Genomic DNA, 18,297 nt, shown 5'->3' with positions numbered 1-18,297 from the left:
GCCGCCCTCAGGCGGATGCAGCAGGGCGCGACGCCGCCCGCGGCCCCAGCGCAGCCCGTTCTCCGACCGCGGGGGTAGGCCGGGGTGGGATCGTTATCGATTTGTTACCTTCGAGGAGTGATGAGAACAGGATTCGGAGTAAAGCTTGCCCCCATGACTTCTCAGCCCTCGGTCCTTTTCGTCTGCGTGCACAACGCCGGGCGCTCCCAGATGGCCGCCGCCTACCTCAGCTACCTCTCCGGCGGCCGCATCGAGGTCCGTTCCGCCGGGTCCGAGCCCACGGACCGAGTCAACCCCGCCGCTGTGGAGGCGATGCTCGAGGAGGGCATCGACATCCGCGCGGAGAAGCCCAAGATTCTCACCACCGAGGTGGTGAAGGATTCGGATGTGGTGATCACTATGGGGTGTGGCGACACGTGCCCGGTGTTCCCCGGCAAGCGGTACGAGGACTGGGAGCTCGAGGATCCTGCAGGAAAGGGAGTGGCCCATCCGCGACGACATCAAGCGTCGCATCCGAGGTCTTATCGCCGAGCTCCTGCCCGACGGGGCCTGACGCTGGCCGGGACGCGGATGGGGCGCGCCGGGTGTGGTGTACACCCGGAGCGCCCCAGTGCTATGCCCCGAGAGGAATCACGCTGCCCTGACTACTCGGCGTCGTGGTCGGTCTCGAGGACGGTGGCAAGCTTCTCGAGTGCCTCCTCGGCGCCCGGGCCCTCCGCGCGCAGCACGACCTGCTCCCCGAACTCCGCACCCAGACTCATAAGGGACAGGATGCTCGAGGCGTCCATGGCCTCGTCGGCGGGCTCGCCGACCTTCGCGATCGTGACTTCGACGCCGGCTTCGCCGGCTGCCTCGGCGAAGATCGCTGCGGGACGCGCGTGGAGGCCCACGCGGGACCCGATCGTGGCGGTGCGTTCTGCCATGGTTGCTCCTTGCTGGTCGGGGGTCGTGCTTGTGGGGGAAGCGTACAGGTGAGGGCGGTCGCGCCGCCCGAGGGGTCAAAGATGTCTAGAGGCCGAGATCGTCCAGGACGGGCAGGTGCTCCCGGACCGTGTCGCGGGCAGTCTGGGCGGTGGGGGCCCCAAGGGCGAGGGCGGCGAGTTCCTGTGCCTTGGCCAACGTCACGGTCTTCAGGACCGCGTTGACCGCGGCGAGGGAACGGGGGGTCATGGACAGGCTCGTGACGCCGAGCCCCGCGAGCACGACGGCGAGCGCAGGGTCCGCGGCTGCCTCACCGCATACTCCGACCGGCTTCGAGGTGCCGGTCGCGGAGGTGGCGACAGCGGCGCCGTCGCACGTGGCCTTGACCAGCCCGAGGACGGCGGGCTGCCACGGGTTGTTGAGGTGGGCGAGGGGGCCGAGCATGCGGTCCGCCGCCATCGCATACTGCGTGAGGTCGTTGGTGCCCAAGGAGGCGAAGTCGGCGTGGGCGAGGATGTGGCTGGCCGTGAGCGCGGCGGAGGGCACCTCGACCATGACCCCGGCGGTGCGCAGCCCGGCCTCCCGGGCCAGACGGGTGAAGTGCTCGGCCTCGTCGGTCGTGGCGATCATCGGGGCCATGACCCAGACCTCGGCTTCGTGCTCGCTCGCGGCCGCCGCGATGGCCTCGAGCTGCCTGCCCAGGACTCCGGGGCTCGTCCACTCCGTGCGGTAGCCGCGCACACCGAGGGCAGGGTTCGGCTCCTCGGCGTTCGTGAGGAACGGAAGCGGCTTGTCCGCGCCGGCATCGAGGGTCCGGATGACGACCTTCTTGCCGGGGAAGTGCTCGAACACGGCCCCGTAGGCCGCGACCTGCTCCTCGATGCTCGGTTCGGTGTCGCGGTCGAGGAAACAGAACTCGGTGCGCAGGAGCCCTACGCCCTCGGCACCCGCGGCTGCGGCCTTCGCCGCATCCTTGCCGGTGGCGACGTTTGCCAGAAGCGGGAGCTCATGTCCGTCGGCGAGGACGTTGCTGCCCGTGAACAGGGCGAGGGCGGCCGCTTGCCGAGCCCAGGCAACCGCGGCCTCGGACTCGGCCTCGCCGGGATCGGTGAGGACCGTCCCGGCGGCGCCGTCGACAAAGACCGGCATCCCCTCAGGGATCCGGTCGACCCCTTCGGCGGCGACGACGGCAGGGAGGCCCAGGGCTCGGGCGAGGATCGCGGTGTGCGACTGCGGCCCGCCCGCTGAGGTGATGAGCGCGACCACCTTGGTGGGGTCCAGCGTGGCGGTGTCCGCGGGCGCGAGGTCCTCGCCGGCCAGGACGAACGGTTCGTCCGATTCCGGGATGCCGGGGGCGGGCAGGCCTCGGAGTTCGGCGACGATCCTCGCGCGCACGTCGAGGACGTCAGTCGAGCGCTCCGCCATGTATCCGCCGAGGGACTTCAGCTTCTCCGCGACCGCGGCGCCGGACTCCCACACGGCCCGCTCGGCGGAGCGGGCCCCGCCGTCCGCCGAGGCGTCCAGGAGCTTGATCGCACCCTTGACGAGCATGGGGTCCGCTGCCATGAGAGCTGTCGCCTCGAGGACGCCCTTCGCGTCGCCGGTCGTGGCGGCCGCACGCCCCTTGAGGGCTGCCTGGACCGACTTGGAGGCCGCGCGGATGCGCGCCGTCTCCTCCTCGACGCTCGCCCCCGAGGACAGCCCGGCACCGGGCTCTGGCTCCCGGATCGGCGTCGGCATCTGCCGCACCCGCCCCACAACCCGCCCCGGAGTCACCCCGACACCGTGAAATTGCTCCATTTGACGTTCCTCGAACTCTCTACCGCTCACACGGCGACGGGGACGGGCTCGACGGCCTCCGGGGCCTTCTTGCCAACGTAGCGCTTGAGGCCGATCACGGCCAGAGCCGAGACCACCACGCCCGCAGCGATCGAGACGAACCAGAGGAGGAAGTTGTCGATGGCGAAGAAGACGAAGATTCCACCGTGCGGGGCCTTCGAGGAGACGTTGAAGGCCATCGTCAGTGCACCGGTCAGGGCCCCGCCCAGCATCGATGCCGGGATGACGCGAAGCGGGTCCGCCGCGGCGAACGGGATAGCGCCCTCGGAGATAAAGGAGGCACCGAGCAGCCACGCGGCCTTGCCGTTCTCGTGCTCGGTCGCGTTGAAGTTCTTGTGGTCGAGCACGGTGGCGAGCGCCATGGCAAGCGGCGGAACCATACCGGCGGCCATGACCGCGGCCATGATGTGGTAGGGCGCGGTGTTGTCGGCGCTTGCGGCGCTCAGGCCTGCGACGGCGAACGCGTAGGCGACTTTGTTGACGGGGCCGCCGAGGTCGAAGCACATCATGAGGCCCAGGATGACGCCGAGGATCACGGCAGTGGCGCCGCTCATGCCGGTCAGCCAGTCGTTGAGCGCCTTGGTGACGAACGCGATCGGTCCACCGAGCACCACGAACATCAGGCCGGAGGCGATGATGGATGCGATGAGCGGGATGATGGCCACGGGCATGAGGCCGCGGAGCCATCGCGGTGCCGGGAGGGTCGCGAGCCAGTGCGCCGTGTAGCCGGCGAGCAGGCCGCCCACGATGCCGCCGAGGAAGCCGGCGCCCATGAACCCGGCCACGGCACCCGCCACGAATCCGGGGGCGATGCCCGGCCGGTCAGCGAGCGCGTAGCCGATGTAGCCCGCGAGTGCCGGGACGAGGAAGCCCATGGAGAGCGCGCCGATCTTGAACAGCACCGCTCCGAGATAGGCACCCAGGGGGCCGATCGCCTGCGGGCCGAACTCCGTCGGCAGGGTGAACAGGTTGTTCTTCAGGACAATGGTGTCCGCATACTTCGTGATGTCGAATCCGCCGAGCAGGAACCCCAGCGCGATCAGCAGGCCTCCGCCAGCCACGAACGGGATCATGTAGCTGACGCCTGTGAGCAGAGCGCGCTTGAGCTTCGCCCCGCCCGACTCCCGGCCGTCGGAGGCAGAGCCAGTACCGGACGCCGACGAGGCACCCGCAGCACCCCGCGCGATCCGCCGCCCGTTCGGGTCGGCGGCGACGGCGAGCGCCTCGTCCAGCATGACCCCCGGCTCGTCGATCCCACGCTTGACGGGGGACTGCACGTACGGCTTCCCCGCGAAGCGCTCCTTGTCGCGAACATCCACATCCACCGCGAAGACCACGGCGTCCGCGGCCTCGATCACGGAGCGGGGCAGCGGCGTCGAACCAGCCGAACCCTGGGTCTCGACTTGCACGTCGATCCCCTTCTCCTTGCCCGCGGCCACGAGCGAGTCGGCGGCCATATAGGTGTGTGCGATGCCGGTGGGGCAGGCGGTGACGGCAACGATGCGCTTGACGGACGACGGCGCGAGGTCGCCGGTCGCCGCCGTGGTGGCCTGCGCGGGGCTCGCACCGGCGGGCCCCAGCCCCAGGGCGTCATTGACGAGTGCGACGATGTCCTGGCGGGACTGGGCGGCGCGGAGGGCCGCCGTGAAGTCCTTCTTGATGAGGCTCCGTGCCAGCTTGGCCAGGAGCTTGAGGTGCTCCTGGTCCGCGCCCTCGGGTGCTGCGATGAAGAAGACGAGGTCCGCGGGGCCGTCCTTGGCGCCGAAGTCCACGGGCTCGGACAGGCGGGCCATCGCGAGTGACGGCACCGTCACGGCAGTCGACCGGCAGTGTGGGATCGCAATCCCGCCGGGGACTCCGGTGGCGGTCTTCTGCTCGCGGGCATAGGCGTCCGCGAACAGGCCCTCCACCTCGGTGGCGCGGCCTGCTCCTGCCACACGCCCGGCGAGGTGCCGGATCACGTCCGAGGGAGTGGAGCCGAGCGACGCGTCGAGCTCCACGAGTTCGGGGGCGATGAGTTCGGTCATGGTCGTTCCTTCTCTACAGGGCCGTGACGGTCACGGCGGAGGGAGTGGTCTGGTGCGCTGCGGGGACGGTGGATCCGGGCAGGGACGCGGCGGCGGCACCGTGTGCCACCGCCTGGCGAAGGCGGCCCTCATCGTCCGCCCCGGTCGATTCGGCCAGGAGGAACCCGGCCAGGGAGGAGTCGCCCGCACCGACGGTGCTGACGGCTCGGATGGGGGAGTGCGTGGCATGCCAGGCGCCCTCCGCGGTCACCAGGACGGCGCCCTGGGAGCCGAGCGTTGCGAGCACCGCGCCGATGCCCGCGTCTACGAGGGCGCGCGCCGCCTTGGCCGCGCGGGCGGGCGAGCCCTCGAGCTCTGCCGGTGTGCCGGCGTCGTGCAGGCCGGCCATTGCAGCGAGCTCCGCGAGCTCGTCCGCGTTGGGCTTGAGCAGCTCCGGCTTGCCCTTCAACGAGGCCGCGAGCGGCGTCCCAGAGGAGTCCACGGCAATGCGCGGCGCGGCTCCGTTGGCGGAAGCGCGCAGACGGTGCGCTGCCGTGGCGTAGAAGTCCTCGGGGACCCCGGGAGGAAGTGAGCCGGCGAGGACCACCCACGTGGCATCCCGTGCGCGGTCCACGAGCAGGCTCAGGAGTGCCTCCTGCAGCTCGTCCGAGAGCACGGGGCCCGGCTCGTTGACCTTGGTGGTGACCCCGTCAGGTTCTGTGAGGGCCACGTTGGAGCGCAGCGGTGCTCCGATCGGCAGCGCTGCGAACGGCACCCCGGTCGATGCGAGCCCGGAGAGGACTGGGTCGCCGGCATCGCCGGGGAGGACGGCCAGGGTCTCGAGGCCGGAGGCCTGCAGGGCACGGGCAACGTTGACGCCCTTGCCGCCAGATTCCTGCCGTACTGAGACGGCCCGCTGCACTTCGCCGCGCTCGAGCGGGCCGCCGAGCTCGACCGTCCGGTCGAGGCTGGGGTTCGCGGTGAGGGTCACGATCATGGTCGGCCTGCCTCCACAACTTCCACTCCGGCCTCGGCGAGTGCCTCGGCGACGTCGCCCTCGGGGGCGCGGTCTGTCACGATCGCGTCCAGCTGGTCGAGGCGGGCAAACCGTACGAGGGTCTCCACGCCGAACTTGCTGTGGTCCACGAGCGCCACCACACGGCGCGCGCACCGGACGAAGGCCGCCTTGACCGCAGCCTCCTCGGTGTCCGGCGTGCTGAGCCCGAACGTCGAGTGGAGGCCGTTCGCCCCGACGAACGCGAGGTCCGGACGGAGGCGCTCGACGGCGTCGACCGTCGCCGGCCCAACAGCAGCGCGGGTGAGGGGACGGATCCGCCCCCCGAGAAGCTGGACGTTCAGGCTCGGGTCTGCGGCGAGCTTGTCTGCAATGGGGAGGGCATTGGTCACCACGACGAGACTCTGGCCATCCGTCCGCGTGTTCATGAGCCCCTCGGCGAGCGCTTCGGTCGAGCTGCCCGCGTCGAGGAGGATGCTGCCCGCGCGAGACGATGCCACGAGGCCTGCGGCGGCTTCGGCGATCGCGCGCTTCTCGAGGAGGTTCTGGATCTGCCGTTCGAGCAGGCTCGCCTCGGAGGTGGCGCCGCGCTCGGCTGGGACGGCCCCGCCGTGGACGCGTCGGAGCACACCCGCGGACTCCAGCGTCGCGAGATCCCGCCGGACGGTCTCGGTGGTGACGGAGAACCGCTCGGCGAGCTCAGTGACGCTGACCCGGCCAGCCTCGGCTACGCGGTCGGCGACGAGCCGCTGGCGTTCCTCGGCGAACATCGACATGCTCGGCGCCTCTCTGCTCCGTGCGGCCCGAAGGCCGCCAGCCCATCCCGTGGTCCACATCACATCAATGTGGGATTGATTGACTTTAGCTTTGTTTCTGTTTGGAAGTCAAGAGATTCCACACAAACGAAGATCGGCCCTGCGGAGCATGTGCTCCGCAGGGCCGATCTCTGTGAGTGTGCGCGGCGTCCCGCGCGGCTGGAGAGGCTAGACCTCGCGGGTGTCGCGCCGCGTGATCCTTTCGCCGGTATCGGGGTCGACGACCTGGCGCGCTTCGGACACACGCCGCCGCGGGCCGCTGCTCAGCATCATCACCAGCGAGATGATCAGGCCCAGAACGCCCACGCCGATGAGGATGTAGCCCACGAGGGTCTGGTCGACGTACGGGATGAGGCCGGGCGTGATCGCGAATGCCAGGATCGCGCCGACGGCAATGAGGAAGATGGATGCACCGATGCCCATGATGAGCTCCTTCCGTCGCTGCGGTGCTGTGGCAGCGCTTAGGCGCCCGCAGGTCCGCGGGGTTGGCCTTCTGTTGCCCTCTACGCCCGGATCCAAACATGATTCCCGGGTGCTACGCCGAGCGCGAAGCGCCCGCGACGTCGCCGCAGGCGCAGGGCTACCCTAGGGGCCATGGCCAAGAAGAACATTGCCGTGCGGATCGCGCAGGACACTGCCCATCAGACGATGTTCGACTCGCAGGGTCGCGCGACGCCCCGAGTGCACCGGGCCCTGTTGGCCGCCGTCGACGTGCAGCGCCCGCTCGTGCTCGCCAACCTGCGGCGCCTGCGCCGGCAGCACCCCGGCCACAGCCCGGCACAGCTGTCCCGTCGGCTTGAGCGCGACTACCTCACCGCCGTGGGCGGCACGGGGGCCGCGGTGGGCGGGACCGCCGCCGTTCCAGGGATCGGGACCATGGCGTCCCTCGGCCTCTCGGCGGCTGCGACCGTCGGGTTCCTTGAGGCGACTGCACTGTACGCGGCGTCGATCGCCGAACTCCACGGCGTCCATCTCGAGGATCCGGAGAGGGCCCGCACCACGATCATGGCGCTCATGCTCGGCGAGGAGGGCACCGCACTGCTCTCGGCTCTGAGCGGTCAGGCACTCGGCCGGGGCGGGCATCCCACCAATGCGTGGGGCGCTGCGCTCAACCGGAACGTTCCCCCATCTCGCGTCAGGCTGATCCGGAGGACCGTGCAGAAGCGTTTCCTCAAGTGGATGCTCAAGAAGCAGGGCAGCGCCATGCTCGGTCGGGCGCTGCCGTTCGGGGTGGGCGCCGTAGTGGGCGGTGCCGGCAACCTCATGATGGGCCGCGCCGTCATCAAGGCGGCCCACGAGGCCTTCGGACCAGCGCCTGACATGCTTCCGGGCGAGCCCCAGGTGATGCCGGAAGCGGTTGACAGCTCGTCGGGACAGGTTGGGGTGCGGGCCCTCGGCCCCGCCCTGCCCGCGGAGACGCCGGAGCAGGCGGTCGAGCGCGAGATCGAGCAGCGCCGCGCGCGGATGCACGAGGAGCGCGAGGGGGACTGAGCTTCGCGGTGCCGGACGTTCCGGCTCCGCTCCTACCCCCCGAAGACCGCGTGTGCCACTGCGAAGATCAGCAGGCCGGCAAGGGCGCCGACCACAGTGCCATTGATTCGGATGAACTGGAGGTCCTTGCCGACCTGCAGCTCGATCTTCTGGCTCGTCTCCTCGGCGTCCCACCGGGCCACGGTGTCCTCGATGACGCCCGCGATGTCGTCCTTGTAGGTCCCCACCACATACGCTGCGGCATCCGCCACCCATGCGTTGACCTTCCCGGCCAGCTCCTCATCCTCGACGAGCCGGGCACCGAAGTCGCGCACCGCCGTCGTGAACCGCTGGTGGAGCTCGCTGCGCGGGTCCGAGACGGCCTCGAGGAGCACCCTCTTGATGGTGGCCCAGGTGCGGCCGGCGAGGTTGCGCACCTGAGGGTCGCCGAGGACCTGCGCCTTCATGCCCTCGACGCGCGCGATCATCATGGGCTCGTGCTGGAGGTCCTGCGCGAGCTCCTTCAGATAGGCGTCGATGGACCGGCGCGCCTGATGGTCCGGGTCGGACTGCACGGCCGCGACGAATTTCGACAGCTCGATGTACACCTTGTCGCCCACGAGCTCGTTCGCGAAGCTCGGAACCCAGGACGGCGAGCGGTCGGACACTACCCGCGTGACGGCCTCGTAGTTCGCGGCGACCCAGTCTGCCGTGCGGTCCACGAGCAGGTCCACGAGCTGATGGTGGTGCCCGGCGGCGAAGACCTGCTCCGCGAGCCTCCCGAGCGGCGGTCCCCAGGGGGGTGCGAGCAGGTGGCGGCGCACCATTCCTTCGATCACCGCCTGCACGTCGTCGTCGTTGAGGACGGTGAAGGCACCGCGCACGACGGCGGCCCCCTCCTTCGCGACCCGCTCGGCTCCTGCCGGGCTCGCCAGCCACGTGCCCGCCTTGCGGGCGACGTCGAGCGTGTCGAGCTTGGTCCGCACGACCGCCGAGGAGAGGAAGTTGTCCCGCACGAACCCCGAGAGGGAGGTCCCGATGGCGTCCTTGCGGGTGGGGATGATCGCGGTGTGCGGAATCGGCAGGCCGAGAGGGTGCCGGAACAGCGCGGTGACCGCGAACCAGTCCGCGAGGGCACCGACCATGCCGCCTTCAGACGCCGAGCGGACGTACTGAAGCCATGGGTAGTGGCCCTGCAGTGCGAACGAGACCGCGAAGACAACCGCCATTGCGGTCAGCAGGACGAGGGCGAGGGTCTTCATGCGGCGCAGTGCGGCGGCCTTCTCGGCGTCCTCCGGGCTGAATCCGGGGTCCCTTCCCGCAGCTGTGCCCGGGGCTCGATTCAGCGTCGCCATGGATCAACCCTACCGGCGGAGGGTGTGGGGCGCCTGTCGTGGGGGGAGGCGCTAGCTGGCCGCGACGGTCTCCTGCCGGTCCCTCCAGGCATTCCATCCGAGGTAGCTGCCCTCGAGCTCGACCACGTGGTACCCGGCGCGGCGCAGCGCGCTGGCGGCGACCGAGTTGCGAACGCCGCTCTGGCAGTAGCTTACAATCACGCCCTCAGACGGGAGCTGGTCGGTGTTCCACAGGACGCGGCCTGCGCTGAGCTGGGACGAGCCCGGGATGTGGCCCGCGGAGTGCTCGGTCTTGTTGCGCACGTCCAGCACGAGCGCCGCATCGAAGTGCTGCAGCTGCTCGGGGCTGAGAGTCTCCGGGGTCTCGATCGGCAGTCCCTCGAGGGTCGGGGTGAAGCCGGCGACGTTGTCGATGCCGACCCGTACCAGGGAGTCCCGCATGCGCCGGGCGGCGGTCTGATCCGGTGCCAGCAGGACGAGCGGGCGCGAGTCGGTCTCGGGGTCGTAGGCCCATCCGCCGTACGTGGCCATCTTGCCGGAGTCCGGGATGTTGAGCGAGCCGGCCACCGTGCCGCGATGGACGTCGGCGACGTTCCTGGTGTCCACGAAGGTGACACGGTCCTCGGCGAGGTCTTCCGCGACGTCCGCGTTCGAGAGCTCCGGCAGCTCGCCCCGCTCGCCCATGACCGCCGGACCGAGGCGATTCTGCCGCTTCATGCGGCCGAAGTAGGCGTGTGCGTCGGGCTGGCCGTCGAGGAGCTCTGTCACGAATCCCTCTTCGTCGTTCGCTGCGAGGTAGGGCGCCCACCATGCGTAGAGGCGCTCGTAGCCCACGGTCGTGGATGGGATGGCGCCGAGCGCCTTGCCGCACCAGCTGCCGGAGCCGTGGCCCGGGTGGACCTGGACGTGGTCGGGGAGGGTGAGGAACTTCTCCTTGAGGCTCGTGAAGAGCTGGCGGGCGCCGGCAAACCGGGTGTCGACGCCGCCGGCGGCCTCATCGAGGAGGTCCGGTCGGCCGAGGTCTCCGGAGAAGACGAAGTCTCCCGAGAGGAGGTACCCGGGCTGGTCGCTGAAGGCGCCGTCGGTGATGAGGAAGGACAGGTGCTCGGGGGTATGGCCGGGGGTGTGGACGGCCTTCACGCTCACGTTGCCCACGGTGATGGTGGTTCCGTCGAACAGCCGCTCGGCCTCGAAGCCGTACTGCCAGTCTTCGCCACCCTCGCCGGAGACGTAGAGCCTGGCGCCGGTCGCGGCGGCGAGCTCGCGGGAGCCGGAGAGGTAGTCCGCGTGGATGTGGGTCTCGGTGACCGCCACGATCTTCATGGCCCTCGTCTCGGCGAGCTCGAGGAAGGGGGCGATGTCGCGCCGGGCGTCGACCACGATGGCCTCGCCCGTGGCCTGGCAACCGATCATGTAGCTGGCCTGGGCCAGGTCCTCGTCATAGATGCGCTCGAGCAGCATGGCTCTCCTTTCGGGTTATACCCCAGGGGGTATTTCGTTACTCCAACGATAGTACCCCTAGGGGTATCTCGCAAGCGGCTGTGCCCCACGGGTCGGCTACCCTTGCGCCATGACCACCCGCCCCCTTGTCTATGCCCACCGTGGGGCCAGCGCACGGTTCGCGGAGCACACGCGTGCGGCGTACCTCCAGGCGCTCGCCGACGGTGCGGACGGCGTCGAGTGCGACGTCCACCTGACCCGTGACCAGCACCTCGTGCTCTTCCACGACTCAAATCTCGACCGCACGTCCAGCGGTACCGGACCGATCGGGGAGCGCACGCTCGGCGAGCTGCGTGAGCTCGACTTCTCCTCCTGGAAGGGCGTCCGTGTCCCCGACGAGTTCGGGGCGCTCAGCGAGCAGCTCCTCACCCTGCCCGAGCTCCTCGATCTCCTCGGAGCCGCCAGAGCCGAGATCGGCCTCGCGATCGAGCTCAAGCACCCGAGCCCCTACGGGCTCAAGCTCGAGGACCGCGTCCTCGAGGTGCTCCGCTCCCGCGGGTGGAAGCCGGAGGAGTCCCGCGTGGGCAACGTCCGCGTGAGCTTCATGAGCTTCGACGCCGAGGCCATCGAGTACCTCCTCTCATCCGTGCCCGCGCGGCACGTGTGCATGCTCGTAGACGACGTCTCGGTCGAGGAGGTCCGCGAGTCCACGGCTCTCGGCGCGCTCACCGGCGGGGCCGTTGCCAACGTGCTCAGGGCGGCGCAACTCGATGCCGAGGCCATCCTCGACGCCGCGCGCGTGGGCATCGCCGGCCCGGGCATCTCCTACGTGCGAGACCATCCCAACCGTGTGCGGTCCTGGCTCGACGCGGGTCTCACGTTCCGCGTCTGGACGGTCGATGCCCCGGAGGACGTGGAGCACTGCGTCGCAACCGGGATCCAGCAGATCACCACCAATCGCCCTGCCGAGGTGCTCGCCCAGCTGGAGGCGGCGCTTGGCTGAGGCCGGGCCAGCCGGCGGTTTCGCGGACGACGGCGCCGGGCCGGTCCCGCTGCGCCGCTCGCCGGCGGCGCGCATCGGCGTCTCGATCTCGATTGCGACGGGTCTCTACGGCATCTCATTTGGCGCGCTCGGCGTGGCCTCAGGACTCGACGTCCTCCAGACTGTGGCCCTGAGCCTGTTCATGTTCACGGGCGGCTCGCAGTTCGCGTTCATCGGCGTCCTGGCAGGCGGTGGATCCGGCGCTGCGGCAACGGCCGCGGCCACGCTGCTCGGCGTGCGCAATGCGGTCTATGGCATGCAGCTCAACGCGATGTTCGCACCTCGGGGATGGCGGCGGTTCACCGCCCCACAGTTCACCATCGACGAGTCCACAGCCACGGCAGTGGGCCAGGACTCCGTGGTCGAGCAGCGCCGTGGGTTCTGGACAGCCGGCGTCGGAGTGTTCATCCTCTGGAACCTGTTCACGGCTGTGGGTGCGCTCGCAGGCAACGCGCTTGGCGACCCCAAGCAGTGGGGGCTCGACGGCGCCGCTGTGGCCGCGTTCCTCGGGCTCCTCTGGCCGCGGCTCAAGGGGCGCGAGCCCTGGGCCATCGCGGTGGTCTGCGCCCTTGCCACCGTCCTCGCCGTGCCGTTCGTGCCCCCAGGGGTGCCGATCCTTGTCGCCGCTCTCGTCGCCGCGGTGCTCGGATGGGTGAGTCATGCCCGTGCGGAGGCGGGAAAGGCCGCGGCCGGCGCTGGAATCGAAGGCCTTGGTCCCGATCTCGATCCCTACGCCCGGCCTGACCACGGCCGCCATGACGCGCTCGGCGGGTCTGGTGGGCCCGCTGACGAGGATGGGAGCCGCGCGTGAACCTGTGGTGGTGGATCATTCTCGCGTGCGCGGCGGCGTATGGTCTCAAGCTCCTCGGCTACCTGCTTCCGAGGCGGTGGATGGACAACGAGCGCATGCTGCGGATTGCCGGGACGGTGACGATCGGCCTGCTCGCGTCCCTCACGGCCGTGAACGCGTTCGCCAGCGGGCAGGCACTCGTGGTCGATGCGCGCCTCGGCGCCTTGGTAGCGGCTGCCCTTGCACTGCTGCTGCGCGCGCCGTTCCTGGTGGTCGTGATCGTCGGGGCTGCGGCGGCCGCCCTGCTGCGACTGGTCGGCTGGGGATGACCCAGGTCGCGGACGCCAGCCGCGACGCCGCGGATCAGAGCGGCAGTTCCACCCCGGGGATCGGCTCAAGCGGGGGAAGCGGACGGTTTTCCCGGTGGGTCCGGATCGCATCCTCGACGAGCGCCACATAGCGCTGCCATGCGAAGGAACCCGGCTCCACGGTGTCCCCGGCGCCGATGAGCATGGCGACGAGCCGGACCATGTCGATGAGCTGCAGCTCCTCGCGCAGCGTGCCCTGCTTCTGGCCGCGCTGGAGCAGCCTCCCAAGGGACTCGATGAGCTTGCCCGCGAGGCCTACAAGGAGTCCCCGGCGCCCGGCAACGGCGGAGAGGAGGTTGTGCTCGTCGTTGGCAACCTGCATCACGGCGTTCAAGACCTCGATGAGGCCAGCTGCCGCATCGGGATTCTCGAGGGCCATTTCTGTGATGGGATCAACCTTGACCTTGATCTGGCGCTCCACAGCGGCCAGAACGAGCTCGTCCTTGTCCGTGAAGTTCCGGAACAATGTCGCCGGTCCAACGCCAGCCCGATCCGCGACGGTCTTGAGGGACACGTTCGGCCCCTCTTCGCGGAAGCAGTCGAGCGCCGCCGTGATGATCTTGTCGATGTTGCGCGCCGCGTCTGCACGCATCGGCTTGCGCCATGCTCGTTCCTGCTGCATGCAATCAGAGTAACCATGTGAGAGTGCTGGTGCCGCCTATATGACGGCATACTCTCAGCAAGTCCGCAGCGAACCGGCTCGGGGCCGGAGTGGAAGACTGGAACACATGATCGTCGCCTTCTCTGTTTCCCCTTCCGGCACCCCGCATGACGCCGCCCGCGCGCCTGAGGCGGGCAGCCCGCCGTCGTCCGACTCGGTGCACGAGTCCGTCGCAGCCGCGGTACGGGTGGTGCGCGAGTCCGGCCTGCCGAACCACACGAGCTCGATGTTCACAGAGATTGAGGGCGAGTGGGACGAGGTGATGGACGTGGTCAAGCGCGCCACCGAGGCCGTGGGGAGGTACGGCTCGCGGGTCTCGCTCGTGCTCAAGGCGGACATTCGGCCAGGGCACACGGGCGAGATCACGGGCAAGGTTGCAAGGCTCGAGGAGGCGATTGCGCGGCACCCGGCCCAGTAGACCGCCTGTTCGGCGGCCGGGTGGAAGGCGTGCCCTGCCCGTAGCTGCTGACGTGCTGTCGTTGAGGTGGGCGCGGTGCCAGACTGTCCGCATGGTCGAGCATGTGGCGCAGCCCGAATGGATTGATGTTGAACGCTGGCTCACGCGGACGGTGGTGAAGCCGGGTGCAGAGCACGAGCGCGCTCTGAGGACCGCCCTCGCCCGCGGCATGCCTCCAATCGAGGTGCAGCCGACCTCCGGGAAGCTCTTGAACCTGCTCGTGAAGATCTCGGGCGCCCGCCGGGTCCTGGAGATCGGTACGCTTGCCGGGTTCAGCAGCATCTGGATGGGGCAGGCCCTGCCCGAGAATGGCCACCTGGACACGCTCGAGTACCTCCCCGAGCACGCTGAGGTGGCCCGCGAGAACCTCTCAGCTGCCGGGCTTTCCGAGAAGGTCACCGTCCATGTCGGCCCGGCCCTCGACTCCCTCCCGGGCCTCACCGGGCCCTATGACCTGGTGTTCATCGATGCCGACAAGCAGAACAACTCGCGATACCTCGAATGGGCTGTGACGCTCGGGCGCCCGGGCACTGTGGTGGTATTGGACAACACCGTGTGGGAGGGTGCGCTCCTCGAACCAGCTCGGGACGAGGCGAATGCGCCGTTCATCGTCGAGTCGCTCGAGCTGCTCGGGGGGCCGATGTTCGATGCGACGGTGGTGCAGACGGCTGGCTCCAAGGGCTGGGACGGCTTCGCCCTGGCCATCGTGAGGTAGCCCATGGAGCTCGACTACGAGATCTCGGACGCCGTCCCCACTGACGCCGAGGCCCTCCTCGCCGTCAAGGACGCGTGCTGGCGCGAGGCCTACGCGCACTTGCTCCCAGCGGAGTTCCTTGCCCACGGCCTGGGAGGCTCTCCGGACCGCACTGAGCGCTGGCGGGGCTTCCTCGCGCACGACGCCGCCGGACACTTCGCGCTCGTGCGTCGCCATGGGCGGGTGGTCGGCTTCGCGGGGGCGGGACCCGCTCGGCCCCAGGACGCGCCACCGCAGGCCGAGGGCGACCCCGGCCTGCGTGAGCTGTACACGGCTTACATTCTCGCCGAGATGTACGGCACCGGGGCGGGGATGGCCGTGGTCGAGCGCGTCCTCGGTGATGGGCCCGCGATTCTCTGGGTCTTCGAGGACAATCCGCGGGCGCGGGCCTTCTACGCCAAGCTCGGCTTCACACCGGACGGCGGCCGCAAACTCGACGAGATCGGCGGCCGGCGCCTGGCGGAGATTCGTATGGCACGCTCGGCACAGTCCCGGACGGTGTAAGAAGGAGAGCATGAAGGCCCTCGTGTACCACGGCCCCCATCGGAAGTCGTGGGAGGACGTCCCGGACCCCGTGATGCAGGCGCCGACGGACGCAATCGTGCGTATCGAGGCGACCACGGTCTCCGGCACGGACCTGCACATCCTCAAGGGGGATGCGCCGTCCGTCGCCGAGGGCCGGATTCTGGGGCACGAGGGCGTCGGCGCGGTCACCGAAGCGGGCCCGGGCTGCCGGCGCGTGAGGGCCGGCGAGCGGGTCATCGTCTCCTCGATCACCAAGTGCATGGGTTGCGACTCCTGCCTCTCCGGGCTTACCTCGTACTGCGAGACGCTCGGAGGAACCGGCTGGGTATTCGGACACCTCCTCGACGGGACGCAGGCCGAATATGTGCGCGTGCCGTTTGCGGACAACGCTCTCGTCCCCCTGCCCGAGGGCATGACCGCGGAGCAGGGTGCCGTGCTCAGTGACATCCTGCCGACCGGATATGAGATCGGCGTCCTGTACGGCGGGATCGGCGAGGGGGATGAGGTGGCCGTTATCGGAGCGGGACCCGCGGGGCTGGCGTCGATCATGACTGCGGCGACGCTCGGCGCGAAGCGCATCGTCGCCGTCGACCGCAATGAGTACCGCCTCGAGAAGGCGCGTGGGTGCGGTGCGACGCGCACGGTCAGGGTTGCGGACGGCGTCGACATCGGGGCGGAGGTCAAGGCGCACAGTCACGACGGGCTCGGCGTCGACCTCGCGGTCGAGACGGTGGGCCTCCCACGGACCTACGTCGAGGCGCTTGCCTCGGTGCGTCCGGGCGGGAGGGTGGCGAATGCGGGCATCCACGGCAGGCCCGTCGCCTTCCCGCCGGACCGCGACTGGGTCCGCAACATCACGGCCATGACCGGCCTGGACAGCGAGGCCGCGGAACCCGACCTCATTGAGCGCATCGCAGACCGCGAGATCGACCCCGCCAAGCTCGTCACGCACCGGTTTCCCTTCGCGCGGATCCTGGAGGCCTACGAAACGTACGGCAACGCGGACGCCCAACAGGCCATCCGGGTGATCATCGGGTTGGGGGAATGATGGCGCGGGGGACGGGGAAGGGCCCCACTGAGGGGCTCTATCCCATCAGCACAGGCAGCGCGGAGCTCATCCAGGATGGGAGCTCGTCCGATGGCTGGCTCCTGAAGATCAACGGCGTCCAAAGCTCCCACATCGTCCTCGGCGAACCTCTGCGCCTCGACTTCGAGTACATGCGCTGGATCGTGGCGCTCGTCGAGGACCGATTCGACCCGGAGCGCACGGGCCGACTCCGCGTGCTCCACCAGGGCGGTGGCGGATGCTCGATGCCCCGATACCTCGCGGCACGCTTCCCCGACGCCCGCCAAGTCGTCGTCGAACTCGACGCGAAGCTCGCTGACTACGTGCGCGAATGGTTCGACCTCCCCAAGGCGCCCCTTCTGCGCATCCGCGTGGGGGAGGCTCGCGAGGTCACCGAGTCGCTCACCCCCGCAACCCGTGACGTCGTGATCCGGGACGTCTTCGCCGGCTCCCGCACCCCCGAGCCGCTGACCACCGTCGAGTTCATTCAGGCCTCCGCCCGCCTCCTCGACGGGAGTGGCCTCTTCGTCGCCAATATCGGCAGCGCTCCGGACCACGTCTCCGCCCGCATCGAGGCCGCGGCGATCGCGGAAGCCTTCCCGCACGTCGCGATTGTGGCCGACCACGCGATGCTCAAGGGACGCCGCTACGGCAACATCGTCGTGGCCGCGAGCATGACGCCGATCGTCGCCTCGCCTGCCCTCCGCCGCCGGCTGCTGGGTGGCGGACTTCCTGCCCAGGTCTGGGACGACTCCCAGACCCGGACGTGGATCGGGGCGACGGAACCCCTCAGGGACCCTGCTGTGCCGGCTGCTGCGACTTAGGAGCCCTTCCCGAGCAGCATGGGCCGTGCGATCTCCATCTGGGCGCGAAGCGCCTCGGCCACCGCGGCCACGGCGGGCTGCCGGTAGGAGTCCGCGCGGAGGACCATCCAGTACGGAAGCTGCTCGCGGAAGTAGTCGGGCAGGAGCCGGACCAGATCCTCGTGCCGGTCTGCGGCGAAGCACGGCAGGAAGCCGATGCCGGCCCCGGCCCGAGTCGCCTCGACGTGCACGAACACGTTGGTCGAGGTCAGGCCGTCGCGCATCTCGGGGGCGAGGCGCCGGGGCGCGTCGAGGTCGTCGATCTGGAGCATCGAGTCGACGAAGTACACGAGGCCATGGCGCGCGAGTTCCTCCGGAGTCTGCGGCGCGCCGTGCCGGGCGAGGTAGTCGCGGGAGGCATACATCCCCAGCGTGTACTCGCCGAGCCGGACCGCATGGGCGCGGTGGACCTGTGGCTGGCCCTCGACGACGACCTCGATGTCGACTCCTGAACGCTGCTGGAGTGCCCGGCGGGTCACGGTGACGAGCTCTACCGTGAGTCCTGGGTGCTCGTGTCGAAGCCGGGCCACAGCGGGAGATGCGATGTACGCGCTGAAGCCGTCCGTCGCCGTCATGCGCACCACTCCGGTGATCGGGTCCTCCCCGCCGGGGCCCAGCCTTCCCACCGCATCGGCCACTTGGGTCGCGACGCCCGCAGCGCGCTCGCCGAGCGGCGTGAGTTCCCAGCCGCCCGCGGCGCGGGCCAGCACTCGGCCCCCGAGGGCCTTCTCGAGGGCCGCAATCTTGCGTGCCACGGTGGTGTGGTTTAGGCCCAGAGTGTCGCCCGCTGTCGTGAATTTTCCCGAGCGCGAGACCTCGAGGAGCACGAGGAGGAGATCGGGTGAGGGAGGAGCCGGGGCCATGGGGTAACGGTACGCGTGAATCTGCAAATATGCACAGAGCCGGTGCC

General features: G+C 69.7%; 19 protein-coding genes and 1 pseudogene. 10 read left to right on the top strand and 10 right to left on the bottom strand.

Annotation, left to right across the window (positions count from 1 at the left end; genetic code table 11):
* The first annotated feature begins 153 nt into the window (after window positions 1-153).
* Window positions 154-553, top strand: a pseudogene (locus LF262_RS05870) (arsenate reductase ArsC).
* 91 nt (window positions 554-644) lie between these two features.
* Here LF262_RS05870 and LF262_RS05865 read toward each other — a convergent pair.
* The 6 genes from LF262_RS05865 to LF262_RS05840 form a co-directional block, all read right to left on the bottom strand.
* Window positions 645-923 (bottom strand): HPr family phosphocarrier protein, encoded by a 279-nt coding sequence (locus LF262_RS05865; protein WP_235779361.1) that lies wholly within the window; start codon window positions 921-923, stop codon window positions 645-647.
* An 85-nt stretch (window positions 924-1,008) separates the two neighbouring features.
* Window positions 1,009-2,721: a phosphoenolpyruvate--protein phosphotransferase gene (locus tag LF262_RS05860; protein WP_235779360.1), complete on the bottom strand. Its 1,713-nt coding sequence runs from the start codon at window positions 2,719-2,721 to the stop codon at window positions 1,009-1,011.
* Between the two features lie 26 nt (window positions 2,722-2,747).
* Window positions 2,748-4,787 (bottom strand): PTS fructose transporter subunit IIABC, encoded by a 2,040-nt coding sequence (locus LF262_RS05855; protein ID WP_235779359.1) that lies wholly within the window; start codon window positions 4,785-4,787, stop codon window positions 2,748-2,750.
* A gap of 13 nt (window positions 4,788-4,800) precedes the next feature.
* Entirely contained in the window at window positions 4,801-5,763 is a 963-nt protein-coding gene (locus LF262_RS05850; RefSeq protein WP_235779358.1) for a 1-phosphofructokinase family hexose kinase, read from the bottom strand.
* Window positions 5,760-6,551, bottom strand: a complete 792-nt coding sequence (locus tag LF262_RS05845; protein WP_235779664.1) for a DeoR/GlpR family DNA-binding transcription regulator — start codon at window positions 6,549-6,551, stop codon at window positions 5,760-5,762. Before LF262_RS05845 ends, LF262_RS05850 begins: the two co-directional genes overlap by 4 nt.
* 213 nt (window positions 6,552-6,764) lie before the next feature.
* Window positions 6,765-7,019, bottom strand: a complete 255-nt coding sequence (locus LF262_RS05840; protein ID WP_235779357.1) for a DUF6458 family protein — start codon at window positions 7,017-7,019, stop codon at window positions 6,765-6,767.
* Window positions 7,020-7,190: 171 nt separating this feature from the next.
* Here LF262_RS05840 and LF262_RS05835 point away from each other — a divergent pair, with 171 nt between their 5' ends.
* Complete coding sequence (locus LF262_RS05835) at window positions 7,191-8,087, top strand: hypothetical protein (protein WP_235779356.1); 897 nt, start codon at window positions 7,191-7,193, stop codon at window positions 8,085-8,087.
* Window positions 8,088-8,119: 32 nt separating this feature from the next.
* Here the strand turns inward: LF262_RS05835 and LF262_RS05830 are convergent, their stop codons facing one another.
* On the bottom strand, window positions 8,120-9,421 hold the full coding sequence (locus LF262_RS05830; protein WP_372462740.1) for a DUF445 domain-containing protein: 1,302 nt from the start codon (window positions 9,419-9,421) through the stop codon (window positions 8,120-8,122).
* Window positions 9,422-9,472: 51 nt separating this feature from the next.
* Window positions 9,473-10,882 (bottom strand): MBL fold metallo-hydrolase, encoded by a 1,410-nt coding sequence (locus LF262_RS05825; RefSeq protein ID WP_235779355.1) that lies wholly within the window; start codon window positions 10,880-10,882, stop codon window positions 9,473-9,475.
* Window positions 10,883-10,991: 109 nt separating this feature from the next.
* Between LF262_RS05825 and LF262_RS05820 the strand changes: the two genes are divergently transcribed.
* The 3 genes from LF262_RS05820 to LF262_RS05810 are packed head-to-tail and all read left to right on the top strand — an operon-like array spanning window position 10,992 to window position 13,022.
* Window positions 10,992-11,864, top strand: a complete 873-nt coding sequence (locus tag LF262_RS05820; protein ID WP_235779354.1) for a glycerophosphodiester phosphodiesterase — start codon at window positions 10,992-10,994, stop codon at window positions 11,862-11,864.
* Window positions 11,857-12,714, top strand: coding sequence for an AzlC family ABC transporter permease (locus LF262_RS05815; protein ID WP_235779353.1), 858 nt, complete (start codon window positions 11,857-11,859; stop codon window positions 12,712-12,714). Before LF262_RS05820 ends, LF262_RS05815 begins: the two co-directional genes overlap by 8 nt.
* On the top strand, window positions 12,711-13,022 hold the full coding sequence (locus LF262_RS05810; protein ID WP_235779352.1) for an AzlD domain-containing protein: 312 nt from the start codon (window positions 12,711-12,713) through the stop codon (window positions 13,020-13,022). The genes LF262_RS05815 and LF262_RS05810 overlap by 4 nt, the downstream gene beginning before the upstream one ends.
* Window positions 13,023-13,056: 34 nt before the next feature.
* On the opposite strand, the gene LF262_RS05805 is transcribed toward LF262_RS05810, so the two are convergent.
* Complete coding sequence (locus LF262_RS05805) at window positions 13,057-13,683, bottom strand: TetR/AcrR family transcriptional regulator (RefSeq protein ID WP_235779351.1); 627 nt, start codon at window positions 13,681-13,683, stop codon at window positions 13,057-13,059.
* A 106-nt stretch (window positions 13,684-13,789) separates the two neighbouring features.
* Here LF262_RS05805 and LF262_RS05800 point away from each other — a divergent pair, with 106 nt between their 5' ends.
* The 5 genes from LF262_RS05800 to LF262_RS05780 all read left to right on the top strand — a co-directional run bounded on the left by LF262_RS05800 (window position 13,790) and on the right by LF262_RS05780 (window position 17,348).
* The gene (locus LF262_RS05800) at window positions 13,790-14,140 is read left to right on the top strand and encodes a thiamine-binding protein (RefSeq protein ID WP_235779350.1); all 351 of its coding nucleotides are present in this window, start codon (window positions 13,790-13,792) and stop codon (window positions 14,138-14,140) included.
* A 91-nt stretch (window positions 14,141-14,231) separates the two neighbouring features.
* A complete protein-coding gene (locus LF262_RS05795) occupies window positions 14,232-14,894 on the top strand; it encodes an O-methyltransferase (RefSeq protein WP_235779349.1) in 663 nt (220 codons plus the stop codon).
* A 3-nt stretch (window positions 14,895-14,897) separates the two neighbouring features.
* The gene (locus LF262_RS05790) at window positions 14,898-15,437 is read left to right on the top strand and encodes a GNAT family N-acetyltransferase (protein ID WP_235779348.1); all 540 of its coding nucleotides are present in this window, start codon (window positions 14,898-14,900) and stop codon (window positions 15,435-15,437) included.
* A 10-nt stretch (window positions 15,438-15,447) separates the two neighbouring features.
* The gene (locus LF262_RS05785) at window positions 15,448-16,506 is read left to right on the top strand and encodes an alcohol dehydrogenase catalytic domain-containing protein (protein WP_235779347.1); all 1,059 of its coding nucleotides are present in this window, start codon (window positions 15,448-15,450) and stop codon (window positions 16,504-16,506) included.
* Window positions 16,503-17,348: a spermidine synthase gene (locus LF262_RS05780; protein ID WP_372462739.1), complete on the top strand. Its 846-nt coding sequence runs from the start codon at window positions 16,503-16,505 to the stop codon at window positions 17,346-17,348. The genes LF262_RS05785 and LF262_RS05780 overlap by 4 nt, the downstream gene beginning before the upstream one ends.
* Here the strand turns inward: LF262_RS05780 and LF262_RS05775 are convergent.
* Entirely contained in the window at window positions 17,345-18,250 is a 906-nt protein-coding gene (locus tag LF262_RS05775; protein WP_235779346.1) for a LysR family transcriptional regulator, read from the bottom strand. The genes LF262_RS05780 and LF262_RS05775 overlap by 4 nt on opposite strands.
* Between the last annotated feature and the right edge of the window lie 47 nt (window positions 18,251-18,297).

The organism is Sinomonas notoginsengisoli (assembly GCF_021554725.1).
Taxonomy (GTDB): Bacteria; Actinomycetota; Actinomycetes; order Actinomycetales; family Micrococcaceae; genus Sinomonas; species Sinomonas notoginsengisoli.
Note: the sequence above shows the minus strand (reverse complement) of the source record. Positions and strands in the feature narration are given on the sequence as shown.

Excerpts from the sequence above, each read along its gene's own strand:
- LF262_RS05865 (WP_235779361.1), bottom strand. The coding sequence starts at position 923 with ATGGCAGAACGCACCGCCACGATCGGGTCCCGCGTGGGCCTCCACGCG.
- LF262_RS05860 (WP_235779360.1), bottom strand. The coding sequence starts at position 2,721 with ATGGAGCAATTTCACGGTGTCGGGGTGACTCCGGGGCGGGTTGTGGGG.
- LF262_RS05855 (WP_235779359.1), bottom strand. The coding sequence starts at position 4,787 with ATGACCGAACTCATCGCCCCCGAACTCGTGGAGCTCGACGCGTCGCTC.
- LF262_RS05850 (WP_235779358.1), bottom strand. The coding sequence starts at position 5,763 with ATGATCGTGACCCTCACCGCGAACCCCAGCCTCGACCGGACGGTCGAG.
- LF262_RS05845 (WP_235779664.1), bottom strand. The coding sequence starts at position 6,551 with ATGTTCGCCGAGGAACGCCAGCGGCTCGTCGCCGACCGCGTAGCCGAG.
- LF262_RS05840 (WP_235779357.1), bottom strand. The coding sequence starts at position 7,019 with ATGGGCATCGGTGCATCCATCTTCCTCATTGCCGTCGGCGCGATCCTG.
- LF262_RS05835 (WP_235779356.1), top strand. The coding sequence starts at position 7,191 with ATGGCCAAGAAGAACATTGCCGTGCGGATCGCGCAGGACACTGCCCAT.
- LF262_RS05830 (WP_372462740.1), bottom strand. The coding sequence starts at position 9,421 with ATGGCGACGCTGAATCGAGCCCCGGGCACAGCTGCGGGAAGGGACCCC.
- LF262_RS05825 (WP_235779355.1), bottom strand. The coding sequence starts at position 10,882 with ATGCTGCTCGAGCGCATCTATGACGAGGACCTGGCCCAGGCCAGCTAC.
- LF262_RS05820 (WP_235779354.1), top strand. The coding sequence starts at position 10,992 with ATGACCACCCGCCCCCTTGTCTATGCCCACCGTGGGGCCAGCGCACGG.
- LF262_RS05805 (WP_235779351.1), bottom strand. The coding sequence starts at position 13,683 with ATGCAGCAGGAACGAGCATGGCGCAAGCCGATGCGTGCAGACGCGGCG.
- LF262_RS05800 (WP_235779350.1), top strand. The coding sequence starts at position 13,790 with ATGATCGTCGCCTTCTCTGTTTCCCCTTCCGGCACCCCGCATGACGCC.
- LF262_RS05795 (WP_235779349.1), top strand. The coding sequence starts at position 14,232 with ATGGTCGAGCATGTGGCGCAGCCCGAATGGATTGATGTTGAACGCTGG.
- LF262_RS05790 (WP_235779348.1), top strand. The coding sequence starts at position 14,898 with ATGGAGCTCGACTACGAGATCTCGGACGCCGTCCCCACTGACGCCGAG.
- LF262_RS05785 (WP_235779347.1), top strand. The coding sequence starts at position 15,448 with ATGAAGGCCCTCGTGTACCACGGCCCCCATCGGAAGTCGTGGGAGGAC.
- LF262_RS05780 (WP_372462739.1), top strand. The coding sequence starts at position 16,503 with ATGATGGCGCGGGGGACGGGGAAGGGCCCCACTGAGGGGCTCTATCCC.
- LF262_RS05775 (WP_235779346.1), bottom strand. The coding sequence starts at position 18,250 with ATGGCCCCGGCTCCTCCCTCACCCGATCTCCTCCTCGTGCTCCTCGAG.